At 60.3% G+C, this 17,460-nt stretch carries 18 protein-coding genes; 10 read left to right on the top strand and 8 right to left on the bottom strand.

Going from position 1 to position 17,460, the window contains the following annotated elements; all coding sequences use genetic code 11:
* Nucleotides 1-77: 77 nt before the first annotated feature.
* Together ACFVTJ_RS10410 and ACFVTJ_RS10405 are read right to left on the bottom strand one after the other, a co-directional pair.
* A complete protein-coding gene (locus ACFVTJ_RS10410; protein ID WP_386907041.1) occupies nucleotides 78-1,250 on the bottom strand; it encodes a Gfo/Idh/MocA family protein in 1,173 nt (390 codons plus the stop codon).
* A gap of 19 nt (nucleotides 1,251-1,269) precedes the next feature.
* A complete protein-coding gene (locus ACFVTJ_RS10405; protein ID WP_386907039.1) occupies nucleotides 1,270-2,193 on the bottom strand; it encodes a sugar phosphate isomerase/epimerase family protein in 924 nt (307 codons plus the stop codon).
* A gap of 133 nt (nucleotides 2,194-2,326) precedes the next feature.
* On the opposite strand from ACFVTJ_RS10405, the gene ACFVTJ_RS10400 reads away from it, so the two are divergent.
* Nucleotides 2,327-3,337, top strand: coding sequence for a LacI family DNA-binding transcriptional regulator (locus ACFVTJ_RS10400; protein WP_386907037.1), 1,011 nt, complete (start codon nucleotides 2,327-2,329; stop codon nucleotides 3,335-3,337).
* A 327-nt stretch (nucleotides 3,338-3,664) separates the two neighbouring features.
* On the opposite strand, the gene ACFVTJ_RS10395 is transcribed toward ACFVTJ_RS10400, so the two are convergent.
* A complete protein-coding gene (locus ACFVTJ_RS10395; RefSeq protein ID WP_386907035.1) occupies nucleotides 3,665-4,522 on the bottom strand; it encodes a LysR family transcriptional regulator in 858 nt (285 codons plus the stop codon).
* Nucleotides 4,523-4,613: 91 nt separating this feature from the next.
* Here ACFVTJ_RS10395 and ACFVTJ_RS10390 point away from each other — a divergent pair, with 91 nt between their 5' ends.
* Together ACFVTJ_RS10390 and ACFVTJ_RS10385 are read left to right on the top strand one after the other, a co-directional pair.
* Complete coding sequence (locus ACFVTJ_RS10390) at nucleotides 4,614-5,015, top strand: 4-oxalocrotonate tautomerase family protein (RefSeq protein ID WP_386907033.1); 402 nt, start codon at nucleotides 4,614-4,616, stop codon at nucleotides 5,013-5,015.
* A gap of 40 nt (nucleotides 5,016-5,055) precedes the next feature.
* On the top strand, nucleotides 5,056-5,949 hold the full coding sequence (locus ACFVTJ_RS10385) for a DMT family transporter (protein WP_386907031.1): 894 nt from the start codon (nucleotides 5,056-5,058) through the stop codon (nucleotides 5,947-5,949).
* A gap of 29 nt (nucleotides 5,950-5,978) precedes the next feature.
* Here the strand turns inward: ACFVTJ_RS10385 and ACFVTJ_RS10380 are convergent, their stop codons facing one another.
* Genes ACFVTJ_RS10380 through bioB form a run of 5 tightly spaced genes read right to left on the bottom strand, consistent with a single transcriptional unit; the run spans nucleotide 5,979 to nucleotide 11,089 of the window.
* On the bottom strand, nucleotides 5,979-6,965 hold the full coding sequence (locus tag ACFVTJ_RS10380; protein WP_386907029.1) for a beta-ketoacyl-ACP synthase III: 987 nt from the start codon (nucleotides 6,963-6,965) through the stop codon (nucleotides 5,979-5,981).
* Between the two features lie 38 nt (nucleotides 6,966-7,003).
* Nucleotides 7,004-8,296 (bottom strand): adenosylmethionine--8-amino-7-oxononanoate transaminase, encoded by a 1,293-nt coding sequence (locus tag ACFVTJ_RS10375; RefSeq protein ID WP_386907027.1) that lies wholly within the window; start codon nucleotides 8,294-8,296, stop codon nucleotides 7,004-7,006.
* Entirely contained in the window at nucleotides 8,293-8,931 is a 639-nt protein-coding gene (bioD, locus tag ACFVTJ_RS10370; protein ID WP_386907025.1) for a dethiobiotin synthase, read from the bottom strand. Before bioD ends, ACFVTJ_RS10375 begins: the two co-directional genes overlap by 4 nt.
* The gene (locus tag ACFVTJ_RS10365) at nucleotides 8,928-10,073 is read right to left on the bottom strand and encodes an 8-amino-7-oxononanoate synthase (RefSeq protein WP_386907023.1); all 1,146 of its coding nucleotides are present in this window, start codon (nucleotides 10,071-10,073) and stop codon (nucleotides 8,928-8,930) included. Before ACFVTJ_RS10365 ends, bioD begins: the two co-directional genes overlap by 4 nt.
* Entirely contained in the window at nucleotides 10,070-11,089 is a 1,020-nt protein-coding gene (gene bioB / locus ACFVTJ_RS10360) for a biotin synthase BioB (RefSeq protein ID WP_386907021.1), read from the bottom strand. The genes ACFVTJ_RS10365 and bioB overlap by 4 nt, the downstream gene beginning before the upstream one ends.
* Nucleotides 11,090-11,324: 235 nt before the next feature.
* Between bioB and ACFVTJ_RS10355 the strand changes: the two genes are divergently transcribed.
* From ACFVTJ_RS10355 to ACFVTJ_RS10325, 7 genes are all read left to right on the top strand, one after another.
* Entirely contained in the window at nucleotides 11,325-11,771 is a 447-nt protein-coding gene (locus tag ACFVTJ_RS10355; RefSeq protein ID WP_386907019.1) for an acetyltransferase, read from the top strand.
* Nucleotides 11,772-11,870: 99 nt separating this feature from the next.
* A complete protein-coding gene (locus tag ACFVTJ_RS10350) occupies nucleotides 11,871-12,770 on the top strand; it encodes an AraC family transcriptional regulator (RefSeq protein ID WP_386907017.1) in 900 nt (299 codons plus the stop codon).
* Nucleotides 12,771-12,853: 83 nt separating this feature from the next.
* Nucleotides 12,854-13,774, top strand: a complete 921-nt coding sequence (locus ACFVTJ_RS10345; protein WP_386907015.1) for a hypothetical protein — start codon at nucleotides 12,854-12,856, stop codon at nucleotides 13,772-13,774.
* Between the two features lie 95 nt (nucleotides 13,775-13,869).
* Complete coding sequence (locus ACFVTJ_RS10340) at nucleotides 13,870-14,280, top strand: hypothetical protein (RefSeq protein ID WP_386908013.1); 411 nt, start codon at nucleotides 13,870-13,872, stop codon at nucleotides 14,278-14,280.
* Nucleotides 14,281-14,367: 87 nt separating this feature from the next.
* A complete protein-coding gene (locus ACFVTJ_RS10335) occupies nucleotides 14,368-14,598 on the top strand; it encodes a hypothetical protein (protein WP_386907013.1) in 231 nt (76 codons plus the stop codon).
* Complete coding sequence (locus ACFVTJ_RS10330; RefSeq protein ID WP_386907012.1) at nucleotides 14,595-16,073, top strand: TolC family protein; 1,479 nt, start codon at nucleotides 14,595-14,597, stop codon at nucleotides 16,071-16,073. The genes ACFVTJ_RS10335 and ACFVTJ_RS10330 overlap by 4 nt, the downstream gene beginning before the upstream one ends.
* A 14-nt stretch (nucleotides 16,074-16,087) precedes the next feature.
* Nucleotides 16,088-17,437 carry a multicopper oxidase family protein gene (locus tag ACFVTJ_RS10325; protein WP_386907011.1) on the top strand — a complete coding sequence of 450 codons (1,350 nt, stop codon included), beginning with the start codon at nucleotides 16,088-16,090 and terminating at the stop codon, nucleotides 17,435-17,437.
* The last annotated feature ends 23 nt before the right edge of the window (nucleotides 17,438-17,460 follow it).

Below are 17,460 nucleotides of genomic sequence, written 5' to 3'. Positions count from 1 at the left end.
TGGTCTTCATGCTGCTCTCCTCCCAAATTAAGAGCTTTGCTTCAGGGAGGGTACGGACTACCGCACCCTCTCCCCCATTACCGGTAATCGACCCAAACTCCGCCGAGGTCGGCGGAGCGCACGCAATTCTCAACCCAGCGAACGCCTTCCACTCCCGCCTCGACCCCCGGATACCGAAGGCTGGAAAGCCGTTCATTATCGTCCTCGTTTCGCGCTTCCATCGCAATGGCGAAGCGGTCGTAGAGGTTCGCCCACGCCTCGAAGAGACCTTCCGGGTGGCCTGCACCAATGCGATCGTCGGCAAGCGCCTTCGCGTGTAAATAGCCCATGCCACGCTCCAGGATGCGGACCGGGTCGCCTTGAACCTCGAATCGAAGCTGGTTCGGCTGCTCGTCCCACCATTCGATCGAAGCCTTTGAGCCGACGATGCGAACTTTCTGTCCGTGCATGGAGCCTGCATTGATAGCGCTCGACCAGACCGTGCCGAACGCGCCGTTGTCGTACTCCATCAACGTCACGGCATTGTCTTCAAGGGGTGCGCGCGTCTTGATGAAGCTCTGCCGGGCGCAGAGAAGTCGCTTGATATGGAGATCAGGTAGAATGACCTCGGAAATGTAGAGCGGATGTGTTCCGATATCGCCAAGCACGTAGCTTGGTCCCGCGAACCGTGGATCTACGCGCCACCGCGTGGCTGGGTTCTGAAGCTCGACAGCCTCGTTGTGGAAGCCATGGGCGAATTGAAGATTGACGAGCCGGATTTCTCCCAGTTCGCCTGCAGCGACAAGTTCCCGAGCATGCTCAATCACTTGATGCCCGCTATAACCATAGGTCACGCCGACAATACGACCGCGTTCGTCAGCAATACGTTTGAGATCCTCGGCCTCGGCGACTGTGAAGCAAAGCGGTTTTTCGCACACAACATGCAATCCACTTTCGAGTGCAGCTTTTGTGATTTCGTAGTGGGTGTTGTTGGGCGTCGCGATCGATACCGCCTCGATCCCATCTGAACGCTTTGCCTCCTCCGCGAAAAGCGCTCGCCAATCCGAGTAGCATCGAGCAGGGTCCAATCCCAACTCCACCCCGAAGGCCCGGCCACGTTCTGCATCAATGTCGAAGGCACCCGCGACAAGATCGAAGTATCGATCACGAAGTGCGGCACTGCGGTGAATGTAACCAATTTGGCTTCCCCGGCCGCCGCCCACCATGGCCCAGCGAAGAGGTCGTTTCGTTTGACGAGTTCCGTAAATCATAAGTTTCTGTCCCGGATCATTAGAATCCAGCCGACTTGAGGTAGTCGCGGCTGAGTTTCACATCTGCGAGGCTACCGCCGGCGTTGCGAGGATCACGCTCTTGCTCCACCGTGATGAAGCCTTCATAACCAAGCTCATCGAGAAGCGTCCGGATTGCCGGATAGTCGATACAACCATTTCCGATCGGGCACATGACGCCTTGCCCGCAAGCTTCAAAGAAACGAATGTGTTCGCCCATGACACGGTCGAAGACTACCTTGTCGATGTCCTTGAAATGGATGTAATCGAGGCGGTCGGCGTACTTGCGCAGAGTTTCGACGGGGTCCATTCCGGCATACCAAGTATGACCGGTGTCGAGGCAAAAGCCTGCGACGTCCTGCGGGATGTCGGCGGCAAGACGAGCGATCTCATCCTCGAATTCGATATAGCCGCCAGCATGAGGGTGAATGGTGGCGCGAATGCCATATTTGTCGCGGGCAAGCTCGGATATGGCCCGGATATTGTCCATCATTCCCGCCCAGGCGGCGTCATCAAGCCGCGGCGCCCTGTCGGAATGACCCGCCGCGTAATCGCGCTCGTCGTGCCCCCAGTCCATCACCGTCAGATAGGGAGCCGAAAAGCGCTGATGTGCTGATTTCGGTGGCTTGGGCAAGCGAGTGATCAACGAGCAAATCTCGTCGGTTTCCCGCAAGAGGTTCTCGCGGTTTCCCGGGGCGACAAGATCGTTGAAGATCGTTCCGGCCACGATGTAGAGGCCACGGCTCGTTAAAGCCGAAGAAACCAGGTCGATGTCTAGTGGGACGTAGCCGTAGGGGCCGAGCTCCATTCCGCCGTATCCGGCCGCCTTGACCTCATCGAACACAAGCTTCCATGGAGGCAAATTCGGATTGCGCACGTCATCGACGCCCCAGCAGCAAGGTGCTGTGGTGACTGTAATACTCATGGTGTTCTGGTCCTTCCCTAGCGCCGCTCACCTTGTGGGCGACCCTCCTTGGCGCTGAGATGTAGCTTGAGATATGCGGTTTACAAAGTGAGATTTTGATGGGATTCCATCAGAATGCGCAATGGAGAGGCCGATGGCAGCACGAAAGGTGAGCATTACGGATGTTGCGAAGGCAGCAGGCGTATCGACTGCAACAGTCGATAGGGTTTTGAACAATCGCGGTGGGGTGCGCGCTGATAAAGAAGGCCTCGTCCTGGCCACGGCGCGCGCGCTCGGTATTGATCGGGCGCTAGACCGCACACCCTCTCGTGCACTCCGCGTAGCAGTTCTTATACAGCCTCCGGTTAATCCATTTCATGCGGCGTTGAGAGAAGGCATCGATCTCGCTGCGAGGATGTACACAGCGTTGAACGTACAGTTCTTCGTCCACCACATCGATCCCCGGAAGCCTGCGGCCATCGCCGCAGCCGTTCGCGATTGTCGCTCATACGATGGTCTCGTCATCACGAGCCCTGATGACATTCGTGTGAGGGAGGCCGTAGCGGTCCTGTCTCGAAAGATACCGGTGGTAACCTTGGCAACTGACCTCACAGATTGCGGGCGTGCGGCCTATATCGGACCGGACGATCGGCAAGCTGGGCGCGTCGCTGGTGAACTAATGGGGCTTTTTCTGCGGACAGGTGGGCGGGTGATCATAATCGCCGGTTCGCGCGACATCATCGGCCATCGGGAAAGAGAGGAAGGCTTTCGCGCAGTACTGAGCGAACGCTATCCGGACTGTAGCCTCACCGCGGTTCTTGAAACAGGAGAAAATCAAGAAGAGGCAGGGCGTGTGGTGGAGATTGCCTTTCGGGACGATCCTGGCTTGCGCGGCATATATCATCTATCCGCCGGTGCGATGCCGATCGTAAGCATGCTTCAACGGCTGGGGCGGGTCGATGATACGGTTGTCATCACCCACGAACTTACTCCTGACCGACGAATGCTCCTAAAATCCAGGAAGATCAACGCGGTCATTGACCAAAGGCCACTCTTGGAGGCGCGGCTTGCCGTCGAGACGATCTCCAAATTATTGGGTCGATTACCGGGCGATGGAGTTTCCATCGCCACAGAGATTCAGATCTTTCTTTCTGAAAATGCGTAGCGAAGGATCAGAACCGCAAAAGACCTGCATCGATCTATATCTTAAGCGCCGCACGGATAGTCCTTTCGATCGATTTGGAACGACAACCAAACCAAGTCCAAATTCACTCGCCTTGAACTGATACGAACCCAAACCAGTGGCTGCCGGATCTGCTCGGCATTCTTCACTGGCGCGAAGGCGAACCTGCCAGGAATCATCCCGAGGCCGTCGATGGCGGCCGCGTCTCCGTCAAGTCCCCAACCAGTGGTGCTGATGCATGCCCTTCCGCGGACGAGATAGCAGCCTTCGATCAGGACGTAGGCCTCGGTAACGGCGATGAGGCCGGGCTCAGTCGAGATCGCGCGAAGAAGCCGCGCCCGATACCGCAGCGACCAGAGCCCTGATGGCCGAGGCATGGGCCGGGGTTCGCGCGCGGGACAGAAGAACGATGTCCGAGGAAGGCAACGGTGGCAGGCCGAGTTCGGCGCCGCGATCAGGCAGTCCTCGGGCGCTGATGTCGCCGAGGGCGGCGATACCCGCACCGGCAAACACCCCTTCAAGGAGCGCTGAGCAGCTTCCGGCCGTGAAGGCGTCGCGCCAGGCCACGCCAGCCTTTCCAAGCTCGGATATTGCGATATCCCGGACACCACATCCGGCCCCAAGAGACACGAGCGGAACGGCACCGTTGGCGCGTGGCCGCCAGTCCGGGGCCACACGCCATCCCAGCCTGTCGGTGCGCAGCACTTCGCCATCGGACCCGCCGCCATTGCGCCGGATGATAGCGGCATCGGCCAGTCCGGATGCGAAGCTTTCCTTCACGTGGCGGGAAAAACCCATGCTTACATCGATGACGGCATTGGCCGGCAGCGATGCGCGCATCGCTCTAATCGCTGCCGAGAGGCGCGTCCCGATCGCGTGATCGCTGGCCGCCAGCGCAAAATGCAGCGGCGGCTCGTCACTGAAGTTCAGCGCATCCTCATGTTTGGCCAACAACTCGCGCGCCTTGGGCAGGAACACCTGCCCGTCCTCCGTCAGCCGAAGGTGGCGTGGCGAACGGTCGATCAACCGTCTGCCGAGACGCTGCTCCAGCATCTTCAGCTTCTGGCTGACGACCGGCTGCACGGTTCCCGCAGCCTCGGCTGCCCTGGTCAGGCTGCCCAGTTCGATGGAAAGAATGAAGAGGCGGACGCTTTCAAGGTCAATCATATAAAATCGCTATGAATGGAATAATAATCATTATCTTCTCATTATGGTGAAATTTGCGCAAGGTGGTCTCCGGCAACAAGGAGATACCACCATGCCGATGATCAAAGCCCGCTACACCAGACCCCAAAATGCCGCCGACCCGAAACTGGAAGTCGCTGCCCTCCTGTCCCGGCTGACTGCAGAAATCCTGCACAAAGACCCGGCAGTGACCGCCGTTCTCATCGAAAGTGCCGATCCCGCCGACTGGATCATTGCCGGGTCAAGCGTCGCGGAACAGAAGGCCGGGACATTTTACGTCGAGGTCTCGATTACCGACCACACCAACATAAAAGACGAGACGACCGAATGGGTGCGCCGTGTTTATGAAGAGATGCGCAGGCTGCTTGGCCCCGTACACGAAGCAAGCTATGTGCTGGTTCACGCCGTGGATGGCGACGCCTATGGGTATGGCGGGGAAACGCAGAATTTGCGATGGGCGCGCAAGCACGCATGACCGGCGTGGGGATGAGGCAACAGCGGAGCGGTGGAACGAGATGGTAATCTATGAACTGGCCGCCGTGGGCGCTGCAACCTGCTGGGCGATGACGGGGCTGCTTGCCGCCCGCCCGGCGGGGCATCTTGGTGCGCTTGCCTTCAACAGGACAAGGCAGCTTTTTGTCGCCTCGGTGCTCGGTCTTTACGTGCTTGGATCGGGAACGTGGCGGGACTTGCAGCCGGATGCGCTGTGGTCGCTGCTGCTTTCCGGCTTCATCGGTATCTTCGTTGGCGATACGCTGCTTTTCACCTGCCTTAATCGGCTGGGGCCGCGCCGCTCGGGAATCCTGTTCGCGCTCAACGCTCCCATTGCCGCCGTGCTTGGCTGGGCGGTTCTCGGGGAACAGCTTTCCGTGACAGCCATAGCCGGCATAGGCCTCACCCTTGCGGGCGTTCTGCTCGCCATCCTTTTCGGCAAGCGCAAGTCCCAGCTGCATGCATGGGAAAGCGTGAAGGGGCCGCTCTGGCTCGGCGTGCTCGTCGGCCTTCTCGCAGCTCTCAGCCAGGCCGTTGGCTCCCTGATCGCAAGGCCTGTCATGGCAGCGGGTGTCGATCCCATTGCCGCATCCATGTTGCGCGTCGGCGTCGCGGCGATCTGCCTTACGATGTTGACGATGCTCCCCATCAAGGCCGTCAAACCCAAAGGGCCATTGACGGGCAGCATATTCTTCCAGACGGCGCTGACCGGCATCATCGCGCTCGGTTTCGGCATGACACTGCTGCTTTTCGCGCTTTCCGGCGGCAAGGTCGGCATTGTCTCCACGCTTTCGGCCACAACGCCCGTCATTATCCTGCCGCTGCTCTGGCTCAGAACCGGAGAGCGGCCGGCATCCGGTGCATGGGTGGGAGCCGCCCTTGTCGTTATTGGCATGGCGCTCGTGTTCTGGCGCTGACGCGTCCCCTCTCTCGGATAACCGCAAAGCTAGACGCGATAAACCACGGCTCCGCCCGTCATGCCCGCACCAGCCGCGGTCAAAAGCAGGGTATCGCCGTCCGCAAGGGGTCGTTCGGTATTGGTGATGGACAGCGACAGCGGGATAGTTGCGGCGGACGAATTGCCAAAGCTTTCTATGGTGCGGACCGTCTTCTCCCGCACAATACCGAGATTGCCGCAAACGGCATCGAACATGCGGGCATTGGCCTGATGCGGCACGAAACGGCAGACATCGGCAGCGCCCAGTTCCGCCTCGTGCAGCACGCGCTGAGAGCTCTCGGTCATCAGCGCCACCGCACGGGAGAAAACCTCCCGGCCATCACGCATCGTCATCAGGGCATCTTCGGCGGGCATATCAGCGCAAAAGGGCTGGCTGCTGCCGCCTGACGCAATCTGGATGAGATCGTAACCGCTGCCTTCGGCAATGAGATCGGCCGACAACAGCCCCCGTTTCGTCTCGGGGCTCGGGGTGAGCACCACGGCGCCGGCAGCATCGGCAAAAAGGACAGCGCTCGCCCTTTCCGCCGGATTGATGCGGCGGCTGAGAATATTGGCCGCGACGACAAGGACGGCGCGACCATGGGTGCGGACAAAACCATCTGCGAGGGTAAGCGCATAAAGAAAACCGGAACAGGCCCCGGCAAGATCGATCGCGCCGGATCGCGTCAAGCCTAGCTTGTGCGCGAGCAGCGGCGCGGAAGGCGGCAGAAGATGGTCCGGCGTAGAGGTGGCAAGCAGCGTCAACGCGATGTCGTCAGCATTGATTTTCGCGTCGGCCAGCGCCATCCGGCCGGCTCTTTCGGCAAGGCCGCTTAACGTGTCGTCCGCCTCTGCCCAATAACGGGAGCGAATGCCGGTTCGCCGTTCGATCCAGCCGAACTCCAGCCCCAGATTGGCCTCGATCTCGGCATTGTCGACGCAACGGGCCGGAACGGCATGGCCAAAACCGGCCATGCGGGAAGAGCGTGTCCGCATTGTCAGGGCTTTCCTCATGGTCGGAACATCGCCATTTTCTATGTCCCGGCGGCGCGCGAAATTGTCGGTGCACCACGGGTAACGATCCCGGCAACCTCATCGATGACGTCAAAGGCACGTGTCAGGTCGTCAGCCGTCGAACAATAGGGCGGCATCAGGTAAAGCACGTTACCGAGCGGACGGATGAGGAAACCGCGCTCGCGGAACAGCTGGCGCATGCGCGGACCGGCCTCGGAAAGATAGCCGCCAGCCGGCACCACGAGATCGAGCGCGGCGATGGTGCCTGCCTGCCGGAGATTGGCGAAACGGCCATCATTTGCGAATCGCCCGATATTATCGCCCAGCGCCTGTTGTACCTGCCCGATGTGCTGGAGAACCGGTTCATCCCGCCAGACCTGGAGATTGGCAACGGCAGCGGCACAGGCGATCGGATTGGCCGTATAGGAACTCGAATGGAAAAAGGTTTTGCGACGGTCGGTCGAAAAATGCGCATCGAAAATCTCTTCGCTGCACAGCGTCGCCGCCAGCGGCAGGGAACCGCCAGTCAGCCCCTTGGAGGTGCAGAGAATATCCGGCGAAATTCCCGCCTGCTCGCAGGCAAACACGGTTCCGGTCCTGCCCCAGCCGGTCATCACCTCATCGGTAATGACGAGGCAGCCGTAGCGTTCGGCTATCTGTTTCAGCCAGGCCAGAACATCTGCGCCATAGATCTTCATGCCGCCGGCTCCGAGCACCAGTGGCTCGATCAGCAGGGCGGCGATGCGGCCCGAGCGGCAATAAACCTCGAACATATCCAATGTACGCTGCTCGCTGCCCGCCTGCGGAAAGGCCAGACGGTCGACACCGAAAAGCAGCGGCTCGTAGGCGGCATTGAACACGCCGCGCTCGCCTGTCGACATGGTGCCGATCGTATCGCCATGATAGCCATGCTCCAACACCACGATACGGTCGCGCTTTTCACCGCGATTGTGGAAATAACCGAGCGCCATTTTCAGCGCCACCTCCACCGCCGTCGAACCGCTGTCGGAATAAAACACATGGCTTAGCCCACTAGGGGCAAGCTCGATCAGCCCGCAGGCGAGCGTCTCAGCGGACTCATGGGAAAATTCGGCGAAGATGACCTGGTCCAGGGTTTCGGTCGCGGTGCGGATGGCCGCCATAATCGCCGGATGCCGGTGCCCGTGGGTGATGACCCACCAGGATGAAATGGCGTCGAACAGGCGATTGCCATCCTCATCCACCAAAAACGCCCCTTGCGCAGAGACTACACGTTTCATCGGGGGTTCCAGCCCATGCTGGGTGAAGGGATGCCAGATCGGGGAACGGCTCATGCCGGCACCTCCACAAAACCAGCGAGATTGAAGTGTTGGGCGAAGGCCTGATGCAGCACGTCGCTGGTCAGATCCACCAGGCGCGGTAACCGCCCGAGCGGGCGCACCGCGCCGATGTTGGTTATGATGCGCTGGTTTTCCCTGTCTTCATCACCGATGAAAACCACACCCTGCACGGGAATGGCGCGTTGCCGCAGTGCTTCGAGCGAAAGCAGCGTGTGGTTGATGGTACCGAGCGCGGTTCTGGCGCACAGGATGAGCGGAATTTGCCAGCGGGCAAAGACATCGGCGAAGAGTACCCTCTCCGTCAGCGGCACCAGAAGCCCGCCTGCCCCTTCGATGACAAGCGGTCCATCCAGTCGCGGCGGCTGTAAAAGTGCGGGATCGATTGTGACATTGTCGAGACGCGCCGAAAGATGCGGCGAGGCCGGCGTCTTCAACCGATAGGCTTCCGGCAGGATGCGCGTGTGCGGCACGCCGGCAAGCCTTGCCACCGTCTCGCTGTCGGTTTCGTCCTCAAGCCCTGACTGAACGGGCTTCCAGTAATGGGCCTGAAGGGCATGGGTGAGCGCTGCGGCAAAAACCGTCTTGCCGATGCCGGTATCCGTGCCGGAGATGACAAAACGCGGGCTCATGCCGCTTCCTCCCGCAGCGAAAGGGCAAGCAGCCCGATCATGTCGGCAATCTGGCCATCTTCTACATTGAGCGTGATGGCGATGCGCAGCCGCGCGGTGCCTTCCGGCACCGTCGGCGGGCGGATCGCCCGCACATCGAAACCGCCTTGTCGCAGACGTGCGGCAATTTTCAGCGAGCGGGCATTGTCACCGATCATCACCGGCAGTATCTGTGAACCGCTTGCCGCCACGCCGAGTTGGCGATGCAACTCTTCGCCGGCGAAACTTACCAGCTCAGCCAGTCGCGATCGCCGCCACGGTTCGTCCGCGACAATGCGCAGGGCTTCCCGAACCGCCGCCGCCATCAGCGGTGAAGGCGCGGTTGAATAGATGAAACCGCGGGCGCGGTTAACGAGATAGTCGGCAAGAACCGCAGGCAGGCTCAAAAGCGCGCCGGAGGCCCCGAGCGCCTTGCCGCAGGTGTGAAGCGCCACCACATTACCCCGACCTTCCAGTGCCGCAGCAAGTCCGCGCCCACCGGGGCCGAAGACGCCGGTAGCATGGGCTTCATCGACGACCAGAAAACCGCCATGCCGTTCTGCAAGATCGGCAAGCGCCGCTAGCGGCGCGCAATCGCCATCCATGGAATAAAGGCTTTCGACTGCAATCCATGGGCGACCGCGACCGCCCGCCCGCCGCCAGCGGATTATTTCCCGCTCGAATGCCTCAACCGCATTATGCGGAACGACCACCGCCTTGGCCTTGCCCGCCGCAATGCCATCATGCACGCTGGCATGGATCAGGGCATCATGGAGGACAAGATCGTCCCGCAGCGGCAGGGTGGAAAAAAGCGCGACATTGGCGGCAAAACCGCTGCCGAAATAGATGGCTTTTTCAGCCCCGAAGAACGCCGCCGCTTCCGCTTCCACCGCCTCGTGTTCGGGATGGTTACCGCGCAGCAGCCGCGAGCCGCCGGCGCCCACCGGCACGCCGTTGCCAATGGCCTCAGCGATTGCCGCTTTCAGGCGCGGCGCTTCGGCAAGCCCGAGATAATCATTGGAGGTGAAGTCGATCCCCTCCCGGGGGGCAAGCGCACGCAGGCGCGATTTGCGGCTAAGGCCGGCAAGCTTGGCCTCATAGGAAGAGAGCGCTGCAAGGGTCACCGGCAACCTCCCGCCTCGGAAGATTGCAGCTCCATCGGCTTCAGGCCAAGCCGCCGGAAGAGCGCCATATCGTGGTCTTCCCCCGGATTATCCGCCGTCAGTAGCGTCTCGCCGATGAAGATGGAATTAGCGCCGGCCAGGAAACACAGCGCCTGCGTCTCATCGCTCATCTCCGTGCGCCCGGCCGAAAGCCGCACATGCGAACGCGGCATCAGGATGCGTGCGAGTGCAATGGTGCGGACGAAATCGATCGGGTCGACAGGATCGGCATTGGCCAGTTTCGAGCCCGGGATCGGGATCAACATGTTGATCGGCACGCTTTCCGGCGGAACCGGCAGGTTAGCGAGCGTCACCAGCATCGAAATCCGGTCCTCGACCGTTTCCCCCATGCCGAGAATGCCGCCCGCGCAGACCTTGATGCCGGCATCGCGGACATTGGCGAGCGTGTCCAGCCGGTCCTCGAAGGTGCGGGTGGTGATGATCTCGGAATAAAACCGCTCTGACGTATCAACATTGTGATTGTAATAATCCAGCCCGGCATCGGCCAGCCGCTGGGATTGTTCCGGCGTCAGCATGCCAAGCGTCATGCAGGTTTCCATGCCAAGTGCCTTCACGCCTTCGACCATGGCGACCACAGCCTCCATGTCGCGCTCCTTGGGATTACGCCAGGCCGCGCCCATGCAATAACGCGTCGCCCCGCCCTCCTTCGCCTTGCGCGCCTCAGCCAGCACCCGCTCCACTTCCATAAGCTTGGAGGCCTTAAGCCCGGTCGGATTGCGGGCGGACTGGCTGCAATAGCTGCAATCTTCAGGGCAGCCGCCCGTCTTGATCGACAAGAGCCGACTCATCTGGATCGCATTCGCATCAAAATGACAGCGGTGAACCTGCTGCGCGCGAAAAAGCAGATCGTTAAACGGTAAATTATAGATAATTCTTGCTTGCTCAAAGGAGGAATTTGTTTCGGCCATACCCACAAAGGTGGTTTTTTCGTCATTCTGCGTTGTCAGCTGGTCCATATTTCGACGTCTTTCCCAAAATAAATAGATAGAAGTTATTTTTATCTATTTTTTTTAAACGGCATTTTGCAAGCACTTTTTTTCAAGAGAGCTTTTCCGGCACCGAAAACAGGCGGACTCAAACGCGGTCGAACATCCCGTTTGTTAACGTAGAAATTCATTGACTACGCACATGCTCACGAAAAGATCGGGCCGGCCCATGGCGCGAAAAGGTCGCAATTGCTAAGGGTGGAGCATGTTTACACTTCGTGCTTCCACCAGCCGCGACGCGGCCCGCATCCTTGACATCTGGAGCAGGGCTGTCGACGCCACCCATGGCTTCCTCCTTCCGGCGGATCGCGACGCGATCGGCGAGGAAGTCAAAGCTTTCCTGCCGCAGGCGCCCCTGACGCTCGCCGTCGATGCGGCGGACCATCCCCTCGGTTTCATGTTTGTGCATGAAGGGCAGATGGAGGCGCTTTTCATCGATCCGGACCATCACGGCAAAGGGATTGGCAGGATGCTGGTGGAAAGCGCGCTTGCGCTCCACCCTGCGCTGACCACCGATGTCAACGAACAGAATGGCGAAGCTTTGGGCTTTTATCGCCGGCTGGGTTTCGAGCCGACGGGACGCTCCGACCTCGATGGACAGGGTCGGCCCTATCCGCTCGTCCATCTTCGATTTCGCGTAACGGAAAAATAGACCACCGGCGCAGTCGGGGAGGACAAGGCCACGAACACCATCATCCGTTTCGCAACCGATGATTTTCTGCCCGAGCACCGCTTCGACCAATGGCGGGAGGTGCGCGGCAAAAGCCTGTTCGGCGTGACCATCGAACTGGCGCGGGACCGGCGCCACAGCTTTAAAGGTTCGTTTCAGGCGCGTGCGCTGGCCGGTGCCGTCGTCACCGAGATGCGCGCTTCCTCTTACCGGGTCAACCGCACCGAGGCCGATATCGCCCGCATTGCCGGCGACAGCCTCTGCATCGGCCTGCAGGTAAGGGGCTCGGGTTTTCTGCTTGCCGGCCGGGACCGGGTTCACAATGTCGGCGGCGGCGACATCACCATCAACTATTCCGACCTGCCGTATGACGCCATACCGGGCGGCGAGGCGGATTTTCACTACAAGATGCTGAAAATCCCGGTGAACGACGAAGTCATGCTGGGCCGACCGGCCGACGACCTGTTTGCGACGCGTTATGCGGAAAATACCGCTATTTCCCGGCCATTCCGGGCACTTTTCGATGCGCTCAATGCCGATCATGGCAGGCTCAGCGATCCCGCCCGCGACGTGGCCCATATCGCCCGGCTGGCCATGGCGGTTAGGGGCCGGCTTTCTCCTGCCATGCCGGAGGTGCGTGCAGCACTCAGGACCGGGCTCTGTTATGCAGCCCAGGAGATCATGATGCGGAAAAAAGCCCGGCAGGATCTTGCGCCTGCTGTGGTGGCAAGGGAACTCGGCATTTCACTTCGGCAATTGCACGTCATCTTCGAAGGTGCGGAACTGTCGTTCTCCCGCACGCTTTCCACCATGCGGATAGAGGAAGCAAAACGATTGCTGCTGGCATTTCCCGCCTTGCCGGTCACGCAGATCGCCTATGGCTGCGGCTTCGACAGCCTCGCCACCTTCTACCGGGTGTTCGCCAGTACCTATGGCATGACACCCGGCGAAGCGCGCATCACGGATATGCCGCCGGCTTAAAATTTCGGCTCTGCGCGCAATGAGAAGACGCACCATTTCAGCTCCTGTAAGGCCGTAGACCATCCCATTCCGGAGCGCGGCCCATGACCAATTTTTTCGACTTTGCGATTTCCCAATTGCCGGCCGCCACCGCCGATCGCCGCGTGCCGGCACCGGACGAAATCGACGCCATGATCTGCAAAGATTCTTTCGCGGCAGTGTTGCGCCTGCTGGCGGGAAGTTTCATCTCGCTTTACGAAGGCTCGCCCGAGATGACCGCGCTTTTCGCGACGCGCCGGAGCCGGCTCCTCTGCCATGCGCTTCTGGCGCTCTATTTTCAGAAATCAGCCGCTGGTGAGGGTGAAATCGCCCTGACACGCGAAGATTTCGGCCATCAGGCGCTCCGGCACGGCCTTGCGAGCCACAGTGTCGCTTACGCCTTCTTCAAGGAAGCCCTGAAACGTGGGCTGATACGGCCGGCAAGCCCCGCGCAGGGGCAGGCAGCGGGGGTCGTTCCTTCACCACCGGCTCTCGCCATGCTGGCGCAATGGTACGACGTGCATTTTCAGGCACTTGACCTGCTCGACGAGGGCTTCCGGGCGTCACGTTTCATCGAGCGCGCAGACGTCGTGGTTCCACATATCCATCCCTTGGTGTCGAGCGCGTTTCTCTCGCACCCGGAGGTGCGTTGTCCCGGTCCGCTGTCCATCATCTTCAACTGGTTCGATGCGGGCGGATTGCTGATGGACCGCCTGATTGCCGGCATTGATGGGGAGAACCCAACCGAACAGGGCAGGCGTTTCACCGATATACAAACCGTGACGCAACTGGCGACTTCGCTCTCCCTGTCGCGTATCCATGTGGGACGCAAGCTGGCGGCAGCCGAACTGATCGGCGGTATCGGCTGGAGCGGCCGGCGCGGCCGTTCCGCGCTGTGGATTTCGCAGGGTTTTTACGAGGAATATGCCCGCACGCAGGCACGCAAGCTGCTTATTCTCGATGAAATCCTCATAGGTTTTGTATGAAGCTGGACAGGCGATCAGCCTCAAAACAAGGTTTCATCGATGGTTATGAAGTATATCCATTGACAAATCACGAGACAGCGGCTTTTCTAAAGCACATGCGTGAAACGTTGCGAGCATCGAAATTGCTGGCCCTTGTGTTTAGACTGGTGATGATCCTATCACTGGCAAGCTACAGCGTTTCCACCGTCAATGCCGCGATGCATGGTCCCGACACCGGGGGAATGCAGCACGATCGATCCGCCATGATGGATCACGGCAAGATGATGAATCACGGCGGTTCTGCCATCACGGCAGACAACCATGATAACCACGACATGGCCGACAATGACAGCGGCGTCAAAAAACCTACAAAGCCGCAATGCTGCGGCGATTTCTGTCTCGGCATGGCGGTTCTGATAGGCCACGACACCGTTGGCGCGCCCGTCGTCAGCAGCATTCGTTCATTCCTCGACGACAGCAAGGCGCTGGGCCAGATCCCGCTGCTTCACCGTCCGCCTAATATCTGAACAGGCAAAGCCCGCCTTTGGGCAATGACCGTGCGTGAGCGGCCTTAACGCCGTCGCGCCGTTGCATCTCCTGTTCGGAAAATATCCATGAACCCGATCCATATTGTGGTCGCGGCGCCCCTGCTTTTGGGCGGCTGCACAGCCACATCCATGATGAATGACGCCGCCTCCTATGACGACGCGGTAAACCCGACGCTTGGCGTCGCCCCTCCCCGCTACCAGACCCCGGTCTCGGGCTACACCGCCCGCATGCCGGTCGATCCGAAGCCCTGGCGTAACCAGAACGATGCGCAGGCTCCGAAAGGAGACGCATCATGACGCCACAGGCATTGAAACGCGGAGCAAAACTTGCGGCCGTTCTATCCGTGCCGCTTTTCCTTGGCGGTTGCGTCTCGGCCGCCCAATATGCGGCGCGGGACGCAGGCTTCACCAATGTCTCGGCAAAGACATCGGAGGCGACCGGAAAACAGACGGTCTGGGTGCAGAACCGGACGCAAGCACAGGCAACGCAGGCCCGTGTCAAATCACTGATGACGGCCAGCAAGACCCTTGATGTCGAAACGGCGGTGCAGGTCGCGCTGCTGAACAACAAGGGCCTGCAGGCGGCCTATGCCGATCTCGGCGAATCCGCAGCAACCGCTTGGCAATCGACCATGCTGGTCAATCCGCGGGTCGGCATAGGTTTGACGGGGATCGGCACCCCCGGCCTCAGAGCCTATAAGGCGATCGAGGGTGCTGTGGTCACCAATATCCTGGCGCTCGCCACCCTCAAGCAGAACGTTGAAATTGCCGATACCGGCTTCCGCAAGGCGCAGCTCGGCGCGGCGCTGAAAACGTTGCAACTGGCGGCAGATACCCGCCGCGCATGGATCAACGCCGTTGCCGCCCTCGAAAATGTCGGCCAGCTGGCGCAGGCGCAAACCGCGGCGGATGCCGCCTCGGAACTTGCCAGAAAACTTGGCGAGGCCGGTTCGCTCAACAAGGAAGGCCAGGCCCGCGAACAGGTGTTTTATGCCGAACTGACGGGCCAGATCGCCAAGGCACGGCTTGCATCCCGCCTTGCCAGGGAGGAACTGACGCGGCTGATGGGACTGTGGGGAACCGATATCGACTACGCCATACCCAACCGCCTGCCACAGCTTCCGAAAGCGCTGGCCAAGCGTGACATGATCGAGGCCGAGGCGCTGCAGCGCCGCGTCGATCTGCAGATGGCAAAACTCGATCTGGAGGCGACCGCACGTTCCTTCAAGCTCACCGAAGCCACCCGCTATGTCACCGATCTCGAACTGCGCTCCGGTTTCGAGACCGAGCGCGAACGGGATGATGACGGGATCGAGAAACAGACGACCGGCCGAGCCGAGCTGGAATTCGTCATTCCGATCTTCGATTCCGGTCAGGCGCGCATGCGGGAATCCGAACTCGCTTACATGCGTGCAGCCAATCTGCTGGCGGAAAAGGCGGTCAATATCCGCTCGGAAGCCCGCTCCGCCTATCAGGCCTATCGCTCAAATTACGATATCGCCCGGCATTACCGCAACAGCGTGGTGCCGCTGCGCACCAAAATCGAAGAGGAGTCGCTGCTGACCTATAACGGCATGCTCACCAACACGTTCGAGCTGCTGGCCGACAGCCGCGAAAAGGTCAATTCGAACCTGCTGGCCATCGAAGCCAAACGCGACTTCTGGCTCGCCGAAGCCGGTCTCGCCCCCGCCATTTATGGCGGCGGCGCCGGTGCGGCTGGCGCAGAGACCGAGGTTGCAGCCGCTTCCGGCGGCGGCGGTGGCGGACATTGAGAAAGGAAAAGACCATGTTCAATAGAAGACAACTTCTGGGCGTCAGCGCGGCGATGGTCTCCACGGCGGCCTGGGCGAAAACCTCCAACAGCAGTCTGCCGGAAGCGGCAGTGATGGAAACGGCGGCAACGCAGGCGCCGGTGAAGCCCACCACTGGCCCCGATTACAACCCCGTCGTAACCCTCAACGGCTGGACCCTGCCCTTCCGCATGAACAATGGCGTCAAGGAATTCCACCTTGTCGCCGAGCCGGTGGAACGCGAAATGGCCGAGGGCATGACCGCCCGCCTGTGGGGTTACAACGGCCAGTCCCCCGGCCCGACCATCGAGGCCGTTGAAGGCGACCGGGTGCGTATTTTCGTCACCAACAAGCTGCCGGAACATACAACGATCCACTGGCACGGCATGATCCTGCCATCTGGCATGGATGGGGTGGGCGGCCTGTCGCAGCCACATATCCCTGTCGGCAAGACCTTCGTCTACGAGTTCGACCTCGTGAAGTCGGGCACCTTCATGTACCACCCGCATTCGGACGAGATGGTGCAAATGGCGATGGGCATGATGGGTTTCTTCGTTGTCCATCCGAAGGACCCCACCTTCATGCCTGTTGATCGCGATTTTGTGTTTCTGCTCAACGCCTTCGATATCAATCCCGGCGCGTCCGTCCCCAAAATCATGACGATGACGGATTTCAATCTGTGGGCATGGAACAGCCGGGTATTTCCGGGCATCGATCCGCTGGTGGTTTCCAAGGACGACAGGGTGCGCGTGCGCGTCGGCAACCTGACCATGACCAACCATCCGATCCATATGCACGGTTACGATTTCGAGGTGACCTGCACGGATGGCGGCTGGGTGCGGCCGGAGGCGCGCTGGCCAGAGGTCAGCATCGATATCCCCGTCGGCGCCATGCGGGCCTATGAATTCGACGCCAAATATGTCGGCGACTGGGCGGTCCATTGCCACAAGTCGCACCACACGATGAATGCCATGGGACATGACGTCCCCACCTTCATCGGTGTCGACAAAAAAAGCGTCACCGAAAAGATCCGCAAGATCCGGCCGGAATATATGCCGATGGGTACCGCAGGCATGGCCGACATGGGCGCGATGGAAATGGAAATCCCTGAGAATACCGTGCCGATGATGACGGGATGGGGCCCGCACGGCCCGATCGAAATGGGCGGTATGTTCTCCGTGGTGAAGGTTCGCGAAGGCATCTCCGCGGGCGATTACGCCGATCCCGGCTGGTACGAAAATCCACCCGGCACCCAGGCCTGGGAATGGACCGGCGCATTGCCGGACAGCCAAAAAAACACCGACCCCAAAACGCAAATCACGCCGCAACCAATGAAACACGGCTGATCGCACAAACCAACGACCTCATC

This window comes from Agrobacterium sp. NPDC058088 (genome assembly GCF_042885035.1).
In the GTDB taxonomy this organism is placed as follows: Bacteria; Pseudomonadota; Alphaproteobacteria; order Rhizobiales; family Rhizobiaceae; genus Agrobacterium.
This window is presented reverse-complemented; position numbering and strand designations above follow the sequence as displayed.

Excerpts from the sequence above, each read along its gene's own strand:
- ACFVTJ_RS10385 (WP_386907031.1), top strand. The coding sequence starts at position 5,056 with ATGGTAATCTATGAACTGGCCGCCGTGGGCGCTGCAACCTGCTGGGCG.
- ACFVTJ_RS10375 (WP_386907027.1), bottom strand. The coding sequence starts at position 8,296 with ATGAGCCGTTCCCCGATCTGGCATCCCTTCACCCAGCATGGGCTGGAA.
- ACFVTJ_RS10400 (WP_386907037.1), top strand. The coding sequence starts at position 2,327 with ATGGCAGCACGAAAGGTGAGCATTACGGATGTTGCGAAGGCAGCAGGC.
- ACFVTJ_RS10380 (WP_386907029.1), bottom strand. The coding sequence starts at position 6,965 with ATGCGGACACGCTCTTCCCGCATGGCCGGTTTTGGCCATGCCGTTCCG.
- ACFVTJ_RS10330 (WP_386907012.1), top strand. The coding sequence starts at position 14,595 with ATGACGCCACAGGCATTGAAACGCGGAGCAAAACTTGCGGCCGTTCTA.
- ACFVTJ_RS10395 (WP_386907035.1), bottom strand. The coding sequence starts at position 4,522 with ATGATTGACCTTGAAAGCGTCCGCCTCTTCATTCTTTCCATCGAACTG.
- ACFVTJ_RS10340 (WP_386908013.1), top strand. The coding sequence starts at position 13,870 with ATGCGTGAAACGTTGCGAGCATCGAAATTGCTGGCCCTTGTGTTTAGA.
- bioD (WP_386907025.1), bottom strand. The coding sequence starts at position 8,931 with ATGAGCCCGCGTTTTGTCATCTCCGGCACGGATACCGGCATCGGCAAG.
- ACFVTJ_RS10390 (WP_386907033.1), top strand. The coding sequence starts at position 4,614 with ATGCCGATGATCAAAGCCCGCTACACCAGACCCCAAAATGCCGCCGAC.
- ACFVTJ_RS10335 (WP_386907013.1), top strand. The coding sequence starts at position 14,368 with ATGAACCCGATCCATATTGTGGTCGCGGCGCCCCTGCTTTTGGGCGGC.
- ACFVTJ_RS10355 (WP_386907019.1), top strand. The coding sequence starts at position 11,325 with ATGTTTACACTTCGTGCTTCCACCAGCCGCGACGCGGCCCGCATCCTT.
- ACFVTJ_RS10325 (WP_386907011.1), top strand. The coding sequence starts at position 16,088 with ATGTTCAATAGAAGACAACTTCTGGGCGTCAGCGCGGCGATGGTCTCC.
- ACFVTJ_RS10410 (WP_386907041.1), bottom strand. The coding sequence starts at position 1,250 with ATGATTTACGGAACTCGTCAAACGAAACGACCTCTTCGCTGGGCCATG.
- ACFVTJ_RS10345 (WP_386907015.1), top strand. The coding sequence starts at position 12,854 with ATGACCAATTTTTTCGACTTTGCGATTTCCCAATTGCCGGCCGCCACC.
- bioB (WP_386907021.1), bottom strand. The coding sequence starts at position 11,089 with ATGGACCAGCTGACAACGCAGAATGACGAAAAAACCACCTTTGTGGGT.
- ACFVTJ_RS10405 (WP_386907039.1), bottom strand. The coding sequence starts at position 2,193 with ATGAGTATTACAGTCACCACAGCACCTTGCTGCTGGGGCGTCGATGAC.